At 63.7% G+C, this 17,752-nt stretch carries 10 protein-coding genes; 8 read left to right on the top strand and 2 right to left on the bottom strand.

All coding sequences use genetic code 11. The annotated features are described in order from the left end of the window. Window positions 1-13 precede the first annotated feature (13 nt). On the bottom strand, window positions 14-532 hold the full coding sequence (locus F8197_RS04810; protein ID WP_019921123.1) for a PRC-barrel domain-containing protein: 519 nt from the start codon (window positions 530-532) through the stop codon (window positions 14-16). Between the two features lie 199 nt (window positions 533-731). Between F8197_RS04810 and F8197_RS04805 the strand changes: the two genes are divergently transcribed. From F8197_RS04805 to F8197_RS04780, 6 genes are all read left to right on the top strand, one after another. Further along, complete coding sequence (locus tag F8197_RS04805; protein ID WP_152880377.1) at window positions 732-1,562, top strand: ferritin-like domain-containing protein; 831 nt, start codon at window positions 732-734, stop codon at window positions 1,560-1,562. Between the two features lie 133 nt (window positions 1,563-1,695). Next, window positions 1,696-2,370 (top strand): aldehyde dehydrogenase iron-sulfur subunit PaoA, encoded by a 675-nt coding sequence (gene paoA / locus F8197_RS04800; RefSeq protein WP_152880375.1) that lies wholly within the window; start codon window positions 1,696-1,698, stop codon window positions 2,368-2,370. Further along, a complete protein-coding gene (locus F8197_RS04795; RefSeq protein WP_152880373.1) occupies window positions 2,367-3,320 on the top strand; it encodes a xanthine dehydrogenase family protein subunit M in 954 nt (317 codons plus the stop codon). The genes paoA and F8197_RS04795 overlap by 4 nt, the downstream gene beginning before the upstream one ends. 3 nt (window positions 3,321-3,323) lie before the next feature. Further along, complete coding sequence (paoC, locus tag F8197_RS04790; protein ID WP_152880371.1) at window positions 3,324-5,522, top strand: aldehyde oxidoreductase molybdenum-binding subunit PaoC; 2,199 nt, start codon at window positions 3,324-3,326, stop codon at window positions 5,520-5,522. A gap of 97 nt (window positions 5,523-5,619) precedes the next feature. Further along, on the top strand, window positions 5,620-7,050 hold the full coding sequence (locus tag F8197_RS04785) for a glycoside hydrolase family 28 protein (protein ID WP_152880370.1): 1,431 nt from the start codon (window positions 5,620-5,622) through the stop codon (window positions 7,048-7,050). A 58-nt stretch (window positions 7,051-7,108) separates the two neighbouring features. Further along, entirely contained in the window at window positions 7,109-8,659 is a 1,551-nt protein-coding gene (locus F8197_RS04780) for a TerC family protein (protein ID WP_152880368.1), read from the top strand. A 34-nt stretch (window positions 8,660-8,693) separates the two neighbouring features. On the opposite strand, the gene F8197_RS04775 is transcribed toward F8197_RS04780, so the two are convergent. Then, window positions 8,694-12,611 (bottom strand): beta-galactosidase, encoded by a 3,918-nt coding sequence (locus F8197_RS04775; RefSeq protein WP_227012067.1) that lies wholly within the window; start codon window positions 12,609-12,611, stop codon window positions 8,694-8,696. Between the two features lie 459 nt (window positions 12,612-13,070). On the opposite strand from F8197_RS04775, the gene F8197_RS04770 reads away from it, so the two are divergent. Both F8197_RS04770 and F8197_RS04765 read left to right on the top strand, forming a co-directional pair. After that, window positions 13,071-15,917, top strand: a complete 2,847-nt coding sequence (locus F8197_RS04770; protein ID WP_193333330.1) for a TonB-dependent receptor domain-containing protein — start codon at window positions 13,071-13,073, stop codon at window positions 15,915-15,917. Window positions 15,918-15,922: 5 nt separating this feature from the next. Continuing rightward, entirely contained in the window at window positions 15,923-17,752 is a 1,830-nt protein-coding gene (locus tag F8197_RS04765) for a glycoside hydrolase family 28 protein (RefSeq protein ID WP_227012066.1), read from the top strand.

The raw sequence follows: 17,752 nt of genomic DNA, 5'->3' as shown, positions 1-17,752 counted from the left end.
AAACTTTTAAGATTTACAGGTTGCCCAGCCCCGAACCACGGCTGCTCGAATAGCCGGGGTCGCTCTGCAGGCTGCCGGTGCCGGCGCTCATCACGCTGCCGCTGGCAGTACGGCCGCCGGGCACGGCTTGCTGGGTGCCATAGAAATCATGAATCTGGGTGGAGAATTCGGAGCTGGCCATGTCAGGCCAATTGTCCTTGTCGAAACCGGGAGCATTCTTCAGATGGTCTTTCGACACGTTGAGCAGGAAGCGCTTGTTGACGGTGTCGAGTTGCAGCGCTTCCCATGGCACGGCAAACAGCTTGTCGCCCATGCCCAGCCAGCCGCCGAACGACAACACGGCGTAGGCCACATTACCCTGGCGCATGTCGAGCATGATTTCCTTGATGTCGCCCAGGTCTTCTTCCTGCAGGTTGTACACGTCTTCGCCGATGAGGGTGTCGGCGCCCATCAGACGCGGGCCGGGGCCGTTGTCGACGTCTGCATAATCGGTGTTGTAAATGCCGTAGGTGTCGCGGTCGAGGTAGCTCATGTTGGTCTCCTAATGGTTGGGGGATACACGCTGGCTTCCGGCGCTTTCTGCCGGGTGTGTAGCGCAGCACAGGATCCATGATGCGGCGAGCTCGCCGAGCCGGGTATAGGTGCACGCGCGGCACGACTGTAGGACCAGGATGAGTAACTGAGGCACATAGCAAGATGCTACACTCGTGCCTTTGCCCTCCAGTATTTTCATGTCCTTGCCACCATACGCTCATAGCGGCGAACTGCGCACCCGCGCCTTGCACTGCCTGCTGCAATCGGACCCGTTCGAGAAAGTCGCCGCCGTCAACGCCCTGGCCGCAGCCGTTCGTGCCGGCATCTGCGCGCCCGATCCCGCGGCGCAGCTGCAAGCGCCGGCCGACCGGCCGATACCAGGTCGCCCGGACTTGCCGCAACTGGTGCTGCCGTCAGCACTGGGCAAGCGTTCGATGAACACGGTGGAAGGGCGCGCCATGCTGATCCACGCGCTGGCCCACATCGAATTCAACGCCATCAACCTGGCGCTCGATGCGCTATGGCGCTTCCCCGATCTGCCCGCCGCCTACTACACCGACTGGCTGAAAGTGGCGGAAGAGGAATCGCTGCATTTTTCGCTGGTGGCCGCGCATCTGGTGACGCTCGGCTATGCCTACGGCGACTTCACCGCCCACGGCAGCTTGTGGGAAATGGTGGCCAAGACCACCGGCGACGCGCTGGCGCGCATGGCCCTGGTGCCGCGCGTGCTGGAAGCGCGGGGGCTGGACGCCAATCCGCCGATGCGCGCCAAGATCGCCCAGGCCGGCGATTTGCAGGCCGCTGCCATTCTCGACATCATCCTGCGCGACGAAATCGGCCACGTCGAAATCGGCAACCGCTGGTACCGCCACCTGTGCCACCAGCGCGGGCTGGAGCCGCGCGCGACGTTCGCCGCGCTGTGCGAGGAATACTGGGCGCCGGTGCCGCGTGGCCCGTTCAATGTCGAAGCGCGCCGCCAGGCCGGTTTTACGGAAGAGGAAATTGCCGACCTTTGCGCCAATAAGTAGTATCACGTAAGCCGCACTAACCTGCAGTCAACAGTGCGGATGTCGTCCTGATAATGCGATTAAGATGTTTTGACTCATCCGGCCACAAGTCGTCGATGAATCATTACTCACAATCTAGCCACAGGACGAATCGATGATGAACGACCTTAGCGATGTAAAAATCACCCGGCGCGACCTGCTGATCGCAGGCGCCATTACCGCCACTACCGCCGCCGTTCCGTCGGTGGCCGGCGCTCAAAACAACAGCAACTCCGGCGGCGGCAATGGCGGCGCGGCGCAAGCGGCTGCCGCCCCCGTGATCAACAAGGTCACGCTCGTGGTCAATGGCCAGTCGCGTGCGGTGGACGTCGATACCCGCACCACCTTGCTCGACGTACTGCGCGAAAACATGCACCTGACTGGCACCAAGAAGGGGTGCGACCATGGCCAATGCGGCGCCTGCACCGTCATCGTCGAAGGCCGGCGCATCAACTCCTGCCTGTCGCTGGCCGTGATGCACGACGGCGACAAGATCACCACCATCGAAGGCCTCGGCACGCCCGACAAATTGCACCCGATGCAAGCGGCGTTCGTCAAGCACGATGGTTACCAGTGCGGCTACTGTACCCCCGGCCAGATCTGTTCGGCCATCTCGGCCATCGAGGAAATCAAACAGGGCATCCCGAGCCACGTCACCGCCGACCTTAACACCAAACCCTTACTCAGCAGCGAGGAACTGCGCGAGCGCATGAGCGGCAATATCTGTCGCTGTGGCGCGTACTCCAACATCATCGACGCCATCAACGACGTTGCCGGGAGCCGCGCATGAAAGCCTTCAGCTACGAACGCGCCAGGACCCCGGCTGAAGCAGCGGCCGCGATTGCCCGCCAACCGAATGCCAAATTCATCGCCGGCGGCACCAACCTGCTCGACCTGATGAAACTCGAAATCGAGGCGCCCACGCACCTGGTGGATGTCAACGGCATCGGCTTCGACAAGATCGAAGCGACAAAAGAAGGGGGCCTGCGCATCGGCGCCCTGGTCCGTAACACCGATCTGGCCGCCGACCAGCGCGTGCGGCGCGACTACGCCGTGCTGTCGCGCGCCTTGCTGGCGGGCGCCTCGGCGCAGTTGCGCAACAAGGCCACCACGGCCGGCAACCTGCTGCAACGCACGCGCTGCCCGTACTTCTACGACACCAACCAGGCGTGCAACAAGCGCCAACCGGGCACCGGCTGCTCGGCCATCGGCGGCTTTTCGCGCCAGCACGCGGTGGTCGGCACCAGCGACGCCTGCATCGCCACCCACCCGAGCGACATGGCCGTGGCCATGCAGTTGCTCGACGCCCGCGTGGAAACCGTGAAAGCCGACGGCGCCACCCGCACCATCGCCATGGCCGACTTCCACCGCCTGCCGGGCAACACGCCGCACATCGAAACCGCGCTTGAACCGGGCGAGCTGATCACGGCGGTGACCTTGCCCAAGCCGCTGGGTGGCAAGCACTATTACCGCAAGGTGCGCGACCGCTCGTCGTACGCATTCGCGCTGATTTCGGTAGCGGCCGTGGTGCTGCCGGACGGTACCGGCCGCGTGGCCCTTGGCGGCGTCGCTCACAAGCCGTGGCGTTTGCCGGCGGCGGACGCCAGCGTGGCGCAGGGCGGCAAGGCCGTGGCCGACCAGTTGCTGGCCGGCGCCCGCACCACCGAAGACAACGCCTTCAAGATCACCCTGGTCCAGCGCACGATCTCCGCCGTGCTGGCGGAAGCGAAGAAAGCATAAGCCATGAAATTTACCACTCCCGCCACCACCAATCCGATCGACCAGCTGAAGGTCGTCGGCAAGCCGCTCGACCGCATCGACGGCCCCATGAAAACCACCGGCACCGCGCCCTATGCCTACGAGCAGCACGCGGTGGCGCCGAACGCCGCCTATGGCTACGTGGTCGGTTCGTCTATTGCCAAGGGCAAGATTACGGCGATCGACCTGGCTGCCGCCCGCAAATCGCCGGGCGTGCTGGCCATCGTCACTTACGAAAATGCCGGCAAGCTCGGCAAAGGCAAGATGAACACCGCCCATCTGCTGGCCGGCCCCGACGTCGAACACTATCACCAGGCCGTGGCCGTGGTCGTGGCCGACACCTGGGAACAGGCGCGCGCCGCCGCCCAGCTGGTGCAAGTCAAATACGCCGAAAGCGCAGGCACGTACGACCTGGCCAAGGTGAAAGACACCGCCAAGCCGCACAAGGACAAGGAAAACGCCGACACCAAGGTTGGCGACTTCGACGGCGCCTTCAAAGCGGCGCCGGTCAAAATCGACCTTACCTACACCACGCCCGACCAGTCGCACGCGATGATGGAACCGCACGCGTCGATCGCCAAATGGGATGGCGACAAGGTCACCATCTGGACCTCGAACCAGATGATCGCCTGGGGCCAGGGCGATGTTGCCAAGACTCTCGGCCTGTCCAAGGACCAGGTGCGGCTGGTGTCGCCTTACATCGGCGGCGGCTTCGGCGGCAAGCTGTTCGTGCGCTGCGAGGCCGTGCTGGCGGCGCTCGGCGCCAAGGCGGCCGGCCGCCCGGTCAAGCTGACCCTGCCACGGCCGTTCATGTTCAACAACACCACGCACCGCCCGGCCACCATCCAGCGCCTGCGCATCGGCGCCAGCCGCGAGGGCAAGATCACCGCCATCGGCCACGAAAGCTGGTCCGGCGACCTGCCCGAAGGTCAACCGGAAACCGCCACCGCCCAGACCAAGCTGCTGTATGCCGGCGCCAACCGCATGACCAAAATGCGCTTAGCTGTTCTCAATCTCCCCGAAGGCAACGCCATGCGCGCCCCGGGCGAAGCGCCGGGCCTGATGGCGCTGGAAGTGGCGATCGACGAGCTGGCCGAAAAGCTAAAAATGGATCCGGTGCGCTTCCGTATCATCAACGACATCACCCATGATCCGGCCAAGCGCGAGCGCAAGTTCTCGCAACGCCGCTTTGTCGAGTGCATGCGCGTGGGTTCCGAGCGCTTCGGCTGGGACAAGCGCAACGCCCAGCCGGGCCAGGTGCGAGATGGCCGCTGGCTGATCGGCTACGGTGTCGCATCTGCTTTCCGCAATAACATCGTCATGAAGTCGGGCGCGCGCGTCAAACTCGACAGCAAGGGCATCATCACGGTCGAAACCGACATGACCGACATCGGCACCGGGAGCTACACCATCATCGCCCAGACCGCCGCTGAAATGATGGGCGTTACCATCGACAAGGTCGTGGTCAAGCTTGGCGACTCCGATTTCCCGGTCTCGGCCGGCTCGGGCGGGCAGTGGGGCGGCAACAGCTCCACCGCCGGCGTGTACGCCGCCTGCGTTAAGCTGCGCGAGGCCGTGGCGCAAAAACTGGGCCTGCCGGCAGACGCGGAATTTGCCGATGGTTCGGTGCGCGGCGGCGGCAAGACGGCCACCCTGGCCAAGGCCGCCGAAAGTGGCGACATCATGGCCGAAGACAGCATCGAGTTCGGCGACCTGGACAAGAAATTCCAGCAATCGACGTTCGGCGCGCACTTCGTCGAAGTGGGAGTCGATGCCGACACCGGCGAAACCCGCATCCGCCGCATGCTGGCCGTCTGCGCAGCCGGCCGCATCCTCAACCCCAAGTCGGCCCGCAGCCAGGTCATCGGCGCCATGACCATGGGCGCGGGTGCTGCATTGATGGAAGACCTGGTGGTGGACCACCGCCGTGGCTTCTTCGTCAACCACGACCTGGCCGGTTACGAAGTACCGGTCCATGCCGACATTCCGCACCAGGACGTGATCTTCCTTGACGAAACCGACCCGATGTCGTCGCCGATGAAGGCCAAGGGTGTCGGCGAACTCGGTATTTGCGGGGTAGGGGCGGCGATCGCCAACGCCATCTATAACGCTACCGGTGTGCGCGTGCGCGAATACCCGATCACGCTCGACAAGCTGATCGACAAGTTGCCACAGCAGGCTTAAGTCGCATTCGGTCACGGCCCTGAGAATTTGGCGGGGCCGTGGTGCGGGGCGGGGGAGGTGGACTACCATCCTGGGTACATCTACCAAGAGTTAAGCCATGTCCCCAACTTCGCCAGATTCACCAACGTCACCTGCCTCACCATCGCGCCGCAAGGCCGTCATCGCCGGCCTCAGCCTGCCCCTGTTCGCCGGCTGCGCCAGCATCGCCGCTGCCGGCCATCCGCAACAACGGATCACGGTCAAAGCCCCGTTCGCCATGCCCGACATCGCGATTCCCGACTTTGCCGCCAGCAAGCGTTTTCCGATCACCGATTTCGGTGCCGACCCGGCCAGCCAGAGCGCGACGTCAACTGCGATCACCCGCGCCATCGCCGCCGCCCATGCCAGCGGCTCCGGCGTGGTCGTGGTGCCACCCGGCGTATGGCCCACCGCCAAGATTCACCTCAAGAGCAACGTCAACCTGCACGTGGAAAAAGGCGCGACCCTGCTGTTTTCCGAGCGTCCCGAAGACTACCTGCCGGCAGTACTGAGCAGCTGGGAAGGCCTGGAATGCTACAACTACTCGCCGCTGGTCTATGCGTTCGAGTGCGAAAACGTCGCCATCACCGGCCAGGGCAAGCTGCAAGCCAAGCTCGATATCTGGCGCGTGTGGTATCTGCGCCCCAAGCCGCACATGGATGCGCTGGTCGCCCTATACCACCAGGCAGCGAAGGGCGTGCCCGTCAGCGAGCGGCAAATGACCGGCGGCGCGGCCAACCTGCGCCCGCAATTCGTCCAGTTCAACCGCTGCCGCCACGTGCTGATCGAAGACATCAGCATCGAGGACAGCCCGTTCTGGGTGGTGCACCCGCTGCTGTGCAAGGACGTGGTGATCCGCCGGGTGAATATCCGCGCGCACGGCCACAACAACGACGGTGTCGACCCCGAGATGACCCAGAGCGTGCTGATCGAAGACTGCGTGTTCGACCAGGGCGACGATGCGATTTCCGTCAAGTCCGGCCGCGACCAGGATGCGTGGCGCCTCGGCGTCCCATCGCGCAACATCGTCATGCGCAACTGCCGCATCAAGAACGGCCACCAGCTGATCGCCATCGGCAGCGAGCTGTCGGCCGGCATCGAGAACGTGTACGTCGATAACTGCCACTTCGACCATGCCGATTCGCGCGTGGCCAGCACCATCAACAACCTGCTGTTTGTCAAAACGAACGAGCGGCGCGGCGGCTACGTGCGCAATATTTATGTCAACAATGTCAGCGCCACCCGCATCGCCGGCGGCGTCCTGAGCGTGGAAACCGATGTGCTGTACCAGTGGCGCAACCTGGTGCCCACCTACGAACGGCGGCTGACGCCGATCGAGGGACTGCATGTCAGTAACGTCACGGTGGGGGAAGCCAAGTTCGTTTGCCACATCAAGGCCGAGCGCGAGATGCCCGTCAAAAATGTCACTTTGAACAAGATTCAAGTCAAAAAGGTGGGGGATACACCCATCTTGACCGAAAATGTCCACGGTTTCATAAACCAGGGATAAGTAGTCTTACCGAGATAATCGATTACAATGGCCTCCTCTTAACTCTGGAAGGCAAGGCATGGAATGGCTATTCGACCCAAACATTTGGGTCGGCTTGTTCGCACTTATCGTACTCGAAATCGTACTCGGTATTGATAACCTGATATTCATAGCAATTCTCGCGGACAAACTCGCGCCCGAGCAGCGCGACAAGGCACGGCTGATCGGTTTGAGCCTGGCGATGATCATGCGCCTCGGCTTGCTGTCTGTCATGTCCTGGCTGGTCACCCTGACCGAGCCGCTATTCCACATCGCCTCGCAACCGTTTTCCGGCCGTGACCTGATCCTGCTGTTGGGCGGCCTGTTCCTTCTGTTCAAGGCCACTACCGAGCTGCACGAGCGGGTCGAGGGCAAGGTCCACGTCCACACCGGCAACCGCGAATACGCGAGCTTCGGTGCGGTCGTGGCGCAAATCGTCGTGCTCGACGCCGTGTTCTCGCTCGACGCCGTGATCACGGCCGTCGGCATGGTCGAGCAACTGGGCGTGATGATGGCCGCCGTGGTGATCTCGATGGCCGTGATGGTGCTGGCATCGAAACCGCTGACGCGTTTCGTCAATGCCCACCCGACCGTGGTGGTGTTGTGCCTGAGCTTCCTGCTGATGGTGGGCTTGAGCCTGATCGCCGAAGGCCTGGGCTTCCACATCCCCAAAGGTTATCTGTACGCAGCGATTGGTTTCTCGGTCGTGATCGAGTTCCTCAACCAGCTGGCGCGCCGTAACTTCCTGCGCAAGGATGCACACATGCCGCTGCGCGACCGTACCGCCGACACCGTGCTGCGCCTGCTGGGCAGCAAGAAGCGCGCAACGGCCGGCGAAGAGCCGGAAGAGACCAGCGACACCGTCGAACTGCCCGCGTTCGAGGAACAGGAACGCAATATGGTCAGCGGCGTGCTGAGCCTGTCGCAACGTTCGATCCGTTCGGTGATGACCAACCGTTCCGACATTTCGTGGATCGACCTGGACCAGGACAGCGCCACCATCCAGGGCCAGTTGCTGGAAACGCCGCACAGCTTCTTCCCGGTCAGCCGGGGCCAGCTCGACAACGTGGTGGGCATTGTGCGCGCCAAGGACCTGGTGGCCTGCCTGGCCGCCGGCCAGGAAATCACCGACGAGTACGTGCGCGCACCGATCATCATGCCCGAAGCCGGTGGCGTGCTGAAAGTGATGGAAACCCTCAAGCGCTCGCGCCAGCTGGTGCTGATCGCCGACGAGTACGGCACCATCGTGGGCCTGGTCACGCCGATCGACATCCTGGAAGCGATCGCCGGCGAGTTCCCGGACGAGGACGAACAACCGGAAGTGCAAGTGGAAGGCCCGGGCCGCTGGCGCGTGGCCGGCAGCGCCGACCTGCACCACTTGCAGCAAGTGCTGGAGACCGATGCGCTGGTCAGCGAGACCGACGACTACGCGTCACTGGGCGGCTTCATGCTGGAACAATTCGGCGCCTTGCCGGAACTGGGCCAGGCCATCGAGGTCGATGGCTTGCGCTTCGAGGTGGCGGAGCTGCTGGAGCGAAGGATTGCCACGGTGCTGATCAGCCGCGTCGAGCCGCAAGGCGATAACGCGTAAAAAAATCCCCGCAGCTGCGGGGATCGCTTACTTCTTACTTCGCCGGGGCGTTCGACCCCGGCATTATTTCCAGCTTCACCCCACCGCGTACCGTCCGCAAATTCACCAGTTTCACAGGCTCCAGTGCATTGGCCGCCTTGCCGTCAGTCGTGACCGCCAGCGCGATCGTGTTCTGACCGTTGGGATTGAGGATGCCCGGCGGCAGCACGAACACCCGTTGCGGGCCGATGTGGGCGATGAATTGCCCCATGTTCCAGCCATTCACAAAGATCAGCACGCGGTTCTCGCGTTCCGAACGCGGCGTGGTCGTGTCGCCGAATGCCAGTCCCAGCTGCACATCGTGGTCTTTCGGCAGATCAAGGTCGAACGACGTGCGCAGCCAGTAGGTGCCGGTTGCCGGTGGCGCAGCGGTGGGCTTGGTGGCGGCCCAGCCGCTTCGGTCGGACTGGCTGTCCTGCTGCTCCCACAGCGGGCGATACCAGCCTGCGCGCTCGCCGTACAGGCCGCCGTTGTTCATCGGACCGCGCACCACGTCGGCAATCTGCTCGCCGCCGAGGTTGCCCTGGATGCGCCAGGTGATCGGCACGCCAAAGCGCTGGCCGCCACGCTTGGTCAGCGACGCCGCGATCAGGCCGCGCGCTTCGCGGTGGTAATCGTCGGCCATCAGGTTCCAGTTGTGCGAATTATTGCGCACCATGACTGCGATGACGTGCTCGCCCTTGGTTAATTTATCGCCGAGCGACAGCTTGACGCTGTCGGTGGTCTCGGGGAACGAGCGGCCCACGTCCATCTCGTCCTGGCCGATGAACTTGCCATCGACCCACACCTGCACCATGCCCGCGCCACCGGCGCCGTAGAACAGCTCGAGCTGGTTGGTTTTGGGGTCAGCAATGTTGACGCGGCCGCGATACCAGACATCACCGTGGTGGAAGCCGTAGTCGCTCATCGCCAGGGTGGGCTGGCCGCGCTCGGGCATGGTCCAGGTTTGCGCTGCCGAGGCGCGGTTATCAACCTTGGTCCACTTGCTGTCGTCGAAGCCGGGCTGGGCTTCCAGGCTGTCCATGCGGCGCGACCAGGGCAGGGTGGCCAGGTCGGGCAGTTTGACGGCGGCGGGGCCGGCCAGGGTGCCGGCCTTGATACTGCCGTCCGGCTGTGGCGCCAGCGCCAGGTTGTCGCCGTTGAAGCTGGCCGAGGTGAAGGTCGGGCCCCACACGGTCAGCTCGCTGGCGGCGGCGGTGTCGCCGGTCAGGGCCAGTTTGCCGTCGGCCAGGGTGGCGGTGCGCACCATGGCTGGCGTCAGCTGCAATACCGGGCCGGCCGCAGTGTTCTGGCTCCAGAACTGCAGGCTGTGCTTGTTATCGGCCAGCAGCAGCAGCAGCGGCGCACGGCCACCGCCGGTGATGCGCACGCGCGCCAGACCGTCGTGGGTGTAGGTCAGCTTGAGGTCGCCCGTGGCGGCATCGAAACGCGCTGCCACCTGACCAGCGAGCACTTCCACCTTCGGTTCGCCCTTGAAGCGCAGCACGGTTTCGCCGGCTTCGCCATCGCGGCCGTGCAGCAGCGCGATGTCGCGCTCGCCGTTGGCGAAATGGGTCTGGATTTCCGAGGTCGAATACACCAGGTGCTGGCGTTCGAGCTTGTAGTTCGCCAGCAGCATCTTGGCATCCTGGCCGTTCAGGCGCAGCGGCACCTGGTACTTGCCGTCGGCCGTGGCCAGGTCGAACGTAAAGCTGTCGTCGGTGGTCAGGTCGGACGGGCTGTGCACGGCAAACAGCACGTGGGTGCCCAGGTCCGGGTTGATGTTGTGATAGACCTTGGCTTTCGGCGACGAGGTGGCGATTTCCGGGCCCTTGTCCATCTTGGCCAGCGCCTGTTCGGCAGCCTGCACGAACATGCCTTGCTGCTTGAGCGACAGCGCCTTGGCGCGCAAGCCGCGATCTTCCGAGATCGGCGCGCCGTAATCGTACGACGTGTACACCACCGGGCCGGCCAGCCAGCCCCACGACGTGCCGCCAAAAGTCATGTACACATTGTGGATGGTGATGCGGTTGATCAGGTTGGTGCCGTAGAACACGCGCTGGTAGCCGGTGCCCTGGCGCTCGGCCGTGCAATTATAGGTGCCGTTGGAACCCCAGTAATCGAACCAGCCGCCGCCGAGTTCGGCCGCAAAGCCGGGCGTCTTCGGCGACGACAGCGAGCCGATCTTGGGCGAGTTCTTGCCATAGATGCCCCAGTCGGGCGCGCGGTTGGGGCCGGCCGGGCTGGCAAACACGTTGCAGGTGCCGCCCGGGTAGCCGTCGAATGCGTACATGTCGGTGGGGCCGGGATTGGCCCATGGTGCGGTGGAGTTCTTTGGCGTCCAGTCCGGCAGGCGGCCGGCCGAGTTGTGGAAGAACGGCACGGTCAGGCCATCGGCGCGGGCCTTCTTGGCCAGGTGTTCCATCTGGCGCACGTGCTTCGGCTCGACCTTGCCCAGTTCGTTTTCGAGCTGGTAGGCGATCACGTTGCCGCCGCCGGTCGTGGCCTGGTGGCGGGCGATGATGGCGTTAATCTGCGTCATCCATTCATCGACGGCCGCCAGGTACACGGGATCGTCGGTGCGCGCTTCGGCACGGTTGCGGAACATCCAGCCCGGGTAGCCGCCGCCGGTCAGTTCCGCATTCACGTACGGGCCGGTGCGGGCGATCACGTACATGCCTTCTTCTTCGGCGATCTCGAGCGCGCGCTCGACATTGCGGACATTGGAAAAATCGTATACGCCGGGCGCCGACGAGTGATAGCCCCAGTCGAAATAAAAGGCCACGCCGTTGAAGCCGAGCGCTTTCATTTTCTGGATCACGTCGCGCCACAGCGACGGGTTGGGCAGGCGGAACGGGTGGATTTCACCGGACCACACCACGATGCGCTTGCCATCGACGAGCATCGAATGCTCGTCCCAGCTGATTTTTTTCGGTTGGCCTTTCGGCTTGGTGGCAGCGGCGAACTGCTTGCCGTCTTCGGCCAGTACGGCGGTCTTGCCCAGCAGGCCGGACACGCCGCCCAGTTCCTGCTGTTTGGTCCAGGTGCGCAGACCGTCGCTGCTGTCGGCGTACCACAGCTTGCCCAGGACGGCATCGCTAAAGTACGCGCGCCAGTGGCCGTTGGCCAGCTTGACCAGCGACTGGCCACCGGCCGTGCGGCCCCAGCTCTCGCGGTCGCCACGGGGGGCAACCGTCCACGGCCCGGCCAGCGCCGTGGCGGTGGCCAGTTCCAGCAATCCGGTCTTGTCATCGCGCACCAGGGCGGCATAGCCGTCATCGGTTGCCACCACCACGGCGTCGCTGGCGGCGGGCAGGCCGGCCAGGACGACAGGCGCCGACCATTGCGACAGGTCGGCATTGGCCGTCAGCAGTTGCACGCTGCCGGTGGCGGAGGCGACCACGAGCTTCAGTGCGCCATCCTTGTCGCGCAGCCAGCGCGGCGTGCCGGCGATGCCGGGCAAGTCGCGCACGAACTGCCAGCGCTTCAGATCCTGCGATCGGGTGAGGGCCAGCGCGCTGCCGGTGGAATACACCACGTAATAATAGCCGTCGCTGTGCCGCACGATGGCCGGATCGCGCAGGGTGGCGCTGCCGCTTGCCTGGTCGGGCTGGAACGCTTCCGAGGCCAGCGACGTGAAGGTCACGCCATCGGTGGACGAAAACACGCTCAGCGCATTATTCGACGCCAGGTTGACACTGGTCAGCACGAATGCCTGGGCGTTGGCGGCCGGGGTGTTGGCGCTGGCGGCAGAGGTGGTGGTCGACGCGGGGCGGTTGGCATCGGAGGCCTGGGGAATACCGAGTTCCTGCGCCATGCAGCTGAGCGCAAGCGACATGCCGCCAAGGGCGGTCAGGCCGGTATGGAGCAACTTGAGACGGGGGCGGGAAGCGGGGGCGCGACGTCCGGAAAAGCGTGGTGGAATAGTGAGCATGGACCCTGTATCTGATGGTTAAAGATTCCGAGCGCTCATGATAAATGGTTACAGAGCACGAAAAATCTGCCATCCGATCAATTACTTGAGAGATTCGCCCTGTTTTGAAAGCCGGTCACTATCAGATAGATAGCCGAAAATCCACGAAAAACGTATTTCCTCCGCCCCCGAAAACGCCCGCCGTTGCCAAAAAACCCGCATGGAAACGTGCGTGGTTAATCGTTTTCCAATTTAGTGATGCATTTCCACAACATCGGTGCAAAGACTAATGACCGATTGGGCAACTACGTGCATACTAAAAAAACTGGTCCGACCAATTCTAAGATTGGTTTACCAGAAGATTAAACCGATCCAACCAATTTATAAAATCCAGGACGGAGGAGACACATGCAGTATCAATCCACCCCACCACTGCGTCGGGCGACGATGGCAGTTTGCATTTCTGTAGCACTGCTTCAAATGAGCGGCCAGGCTTACGCCCAGACCGCACCGGCCGAAGCCCCTGCACAGGAAGTTCAGGCAGTCGTTGTTACCGGTTCGCTGATCCGCCGCGTCGCGGACGAAGGCGCCACCCCGCTGACCACCATCAAATCGGCCGAAATGGAAGCACGCGGCCACACCGAACTGAAAGACCTGGTCCTCGAACAGCCGCAGTCGCTGTCGCTGGGCACCAATACCGGCGCCGCCGGTCCGGTGACCAACTTGCGCGGCCTGGGCCCGATGCGTACCCTGACCCTGCTCAACGGCCGCCGCCTGGCCAACGAGCCGCTGCAGGACCAGTACGTGTCCGTGAACGTGATCCCGCGCATGGCGCTCGATCGCGTGGAAACCCTGTCCGGCGGCGCTGCGTCGATCTACGGCGCCGACGCCATCGGCGGCGTGCAGAACTTCTGGACCAAGCGCGGTTACAAGGGCCTGACCCTGAAAGGTGAATTCGCCGCACCGCAAATGCACGGCGGCGGCACCACCAAGTCGTTCGGCGCCATCGGCGGCTTCGGCGACCTGGGCCAGGATGGCTTCAATGCCTACTTCGCCATCGACCACCAGGAAAAATCGGCGCTGATGCAGGGCGACCGCCCGGAGCAGCACGATCCCGACACCCTGCGTTCGCTGGGCCTGGGCCTGCTGCCGGAAGGCCGCAACTCGAACCCGCTGGCCAACTTCGGTTTCACCCGCGCCTCGAACTCGAACTACAATCCGAATTACGCCACCGGCTGTAATTCACCGGCCTCGCTGCCGACCCTCGGTGCGCAAAGCACCGCCGCCACCCCGACCTATGCGCCTGGTTGCTACCGCAATCCGCTGTACTTCAACGCAGTGACCGACGGCAGCAAGATCACCACCATGTCCGGTCGCCTGAGCTTCAACCTGTCCGGCGGTCACAAGATCGACATGGACGTGCTGAACTCCGAGTTCACGGTACAGAAATTCCGCGGCATGCAGACCCCGGCCGCGACCAATCCGTTCACCACCTACTCGATGCCATCGACCAGCCGCTTCTACCCGGGCAACGGCATCACGCCGGCGGTGCGGGTGGTGGGCACCAATGGCGCGACCAGCACGCCAACCATGTACATCGATGCGGCCAAGACCCCTGGCACGCCGGTCAACCTGAACATGGCCAACCGTCCGATCTACTTCCAGTGGGGGCCGGCGGAACTCGGTTCGGCCTACCGCAACGACAAGCAGACCAACAAGCGCCTGGTGCTCACCGCCGAAGGCGAAGTGCTGGGCTGGGACTACCGCGCGGGCGCCAACTACGGCGTGGCAGAGCGTAACACCATGGTCGGCGACGGCTACATCCTGTACTCGAAAGCGCAGGACGGCATCAACCGCGGCATCCTCAATCCGTTCGGCGCCCAGGACGAAGCCGGTACCGCTTACCTGAAAAGCATCGTCGCCAAGGATTACACGTACCGCCTGAACAAGGCCTACAACAAGAGCATCGACCTGACCTTGTCCAAGGGCCTGTTCAAGCTCGGTGGCGGCGACCTGACGCTGGCCGTTTCCGGCGAACTGCGCGAAGACAGCGCCCGCACGTTCGATGCGCCGCTCGACTACGTCTATCGCAAGGCCGATGGCAGCTACAACCTCGATGCCGCCGGCAACGTGCTGCAGCACGACCTGGTCGGTGAAGTGCCGCAAGGCGTGGCCAAAAAGCTCAAGCGCAAGATCTCGTCGATCCTGGCCGAAGTCGATGCGCCGATCACCGAGACGTTCCTGCTGAACGCCGCCGTGCGGGCCGACAAGTACGACGACCTCGATCAGACCACCGTCAATCCGAAACTGGCCGCGCGCTGGCAGCCATACCAGCCGCTGGTACTGCGTGGTTCGGTCTCGACCGGCTTCCGGGCGCCGTCGATCATGGACATCCAGAACCCGACCGCCGAAGTGCGTACCCAGCAGATGGACGATCCGGTCCTGTGCCCGAGCGCACAACCGACCGTGGCCGGCAGCGGCACGCCGGTGGCCGGCCGTACCCGCGACCAGGTGTGCGATGTATTGACCAGCTACTGGACCAAGTCGCCGAACAACAGCTTCCTGAAACCGGAAAAATCGCGTGGCTTCTCGTACGGCTTCGCACTGGAACCGATCAAGAACCTGTCGATCACGGTCGATTACTGGGGTCTGAAAATGCGTGACGTGCTGGGCGCCGTGTCGATCGCGGAAATCCAGCAAAATCCGGGCAAGTACAGCGACCAGATCATCCGTGGCGCAGACGGCCTGATCGACCATATCGTCGCCAGCCAGGCCAACCGTGGCATGGCCCGCATTCGCGGCGCCGACCTGTCGGCCAACTACCGCTTCCCGAAAACCTCGTTCGGCACGTTCGACACCAAGCTCGATGGCACCTGGTACCAGAAGAACGAGTTCCAGGGCGAGAAAGACGGCGTCTGGCTGCAAAACGTGGGCGTGATCACCAACGACGGCCGTTACGGCAGCGCTGGTCCGAATGCCGGTCTGGCAGGCCTGCCACAGATCAATCCACGCTGGAAGCACACGGCGTCGATCGGCTGGGGTTATGGCGACTTCCGCACCACGCTGTCGCACCGCTATAACACCAGCGTGCGCGATCTGACCCCACGCCTGGGTTCTACCCTGACCAAGGTCGATGCGTACAGCCAGTTCAACATGAACGTGCGCTACACCGGCATTCCCAAAGCGACCGTTACCTTCGGTGTGAACAACATCACCAAGGAATTCCCGCCACTGACCTCCAACAGCACCTATAGCGGCGGTTATGTGACGAGTATGGCGGACATGCTGGGCCGTGTTTACCGTCTGTCGGTGGAATACAAGTTCTAAGTCACATGAACCAACCGTCTCCACACCAGGGACGGCGCCGTTTGCTGAAGGGGGCGGCCGCCATGGCCGCCGCCTCGGTGGCGGGCGCGCCGTCAGCGGCCAGGTCGGCCCCCGCCGTTCCCTGGGCTTATGCCCAGGGCATCATCGATCAATTTTCCAAGCCGCTCGATTTCTCGCAGCGCGAAGTTTCCATTACCAGCCACGGCGCCAGGCCGTGCCAGCTGCATGCAGTCGATGGCTTTCCCACCATCGACGCCAAAGGTAAAGTCCTCACGCCCGTTCCCGGTTCCCACGACTGCTATCCCGCGCTGCGCGCTGCGATTGCCGCCGTCCACCAGGCCGGTGGCGGCACCGTGCTGGTGCCGGCCGGCGACTGGTACTGCAAGGGTCCGATCGTGCTGCTGTCGAACGTGCGCGTGCACCTGGCGGCCAGGGCGCGGATACGCTTTTCCGCCGATCCGCGCGATTACGCGCGCGACGGCGACTACGATTGCGGCGCCAACGGCAAGCTGGTGCTCTCGCGCTGGCAGGGCAACGACTGCCTGAATTTCTCGCCGCTCGTGTATGCGCGCGGCCAACGCAATATCGCCATCACCGGCGCCGACTGGACCAGCGAACTCGATGGCCAGGCCGGCGTGCCGTTCGAGGACGGCAGCGGCAACGGCTGGTGGGGCATGAACCCCAAGGGCGCACGCCAGGGACCGAATCCGGACGCCATGCACCAGGGCCGCAACAATCCGCTCAATCCCGAGTCGCTGGCCGCATTGGCGCCCACGCTGGACGCCGCTGTGCTGGCGCGGATCCAGGGCGATGCACCCGACTGGCGCAGCGATGAAAAATTTCTACCGGCGCTATCCGAAGCGGGCGTGCCCGTCGAAAAACGTATCTTCGGCCTCGGCCACTACCTGCGCCCGTGCATGGTCGAATTCATCGACTGCGACCATGTGCTGATGCAGGGCTACCAGGTGATCAACACGCCGTTCTGGATCCACCACCCGGTTGATTGCCGCCGCGTGCATTTTTCCAAGGTGCGCATGGAAAGCATCGGCCCGAATTCCGACGGCTTCGATCCGGAATCGTGCGACACCGTGCTGGTGGACGGCTGCTGGTTCAACACCGGCGACGACTGCATCGCCATCAAGGCCGGCAAGAACCTCGATACGAATTACGGCCCCACCCGCAACGTCGTGATCCAGAACTCGGTGATGAACAGCGGCCACGGCGCCGTAACCCTGGGCAGCGAAATGTCGGCCGGGATCGAGCACGTGTACGCCCAGCACCTGGACGTGCGCAACCAGCACTGGCAGACCGACCCGCTCAATACCGTGGTGCGCCTGAAAACCAATATGAATCGCGGCGGCTTCCTGCGCCATTTTTATGTGCGCGATGTCAAACTGCCCAACGGCGTGCGTTTGAAGCCCGGCTTCTACAAACCGATACCGGGCGGCCCGGTCAAGGCCGGTACCGTGCCGACGGGCGGCGGCGCCGTGATCACCTTCGATTGCGACTACGCGCCCGCGTTCGACCTGATACGCAGCCGGCCGCCCGAAGTCTCGCACGTCCATATCTCGGATATCCGGGTGGCGGACGTGAAGACCGCCGAGGGCACGTTCGGCTGCTACCAGGCGTTCGTGGTGCTCGGCCCTGTGGGTCACAGCTACAACGGCCCGGCCGGCAAGCCGATCCTGCCGGTCACGGACGTGACGATCAGCGATTGCAACTTCGGCACACCGGTCAACGCCGCGCAGCCGTGGTTCATCCACAACGCAAAAAATATCGCGCTGCGCAACGTCGTCATCGGCGGCAAGCGGTACGACGAGAACCTGTCGGGGTAA

Source organism: Duganella sp. FT27W (assembly GCF_009295655.1).
GTDB classification, from domain to species: domain Bacteria; phylum Pseudomonadota; class Gammaproteobacteria; order Burkholderiales; family Burkholderiaceae_D; genus Rugamonas; species Rugamonas zoogloeoides.
This window is presented reverse-complemented; position numbering and strand designations above follow the sequence as displayed.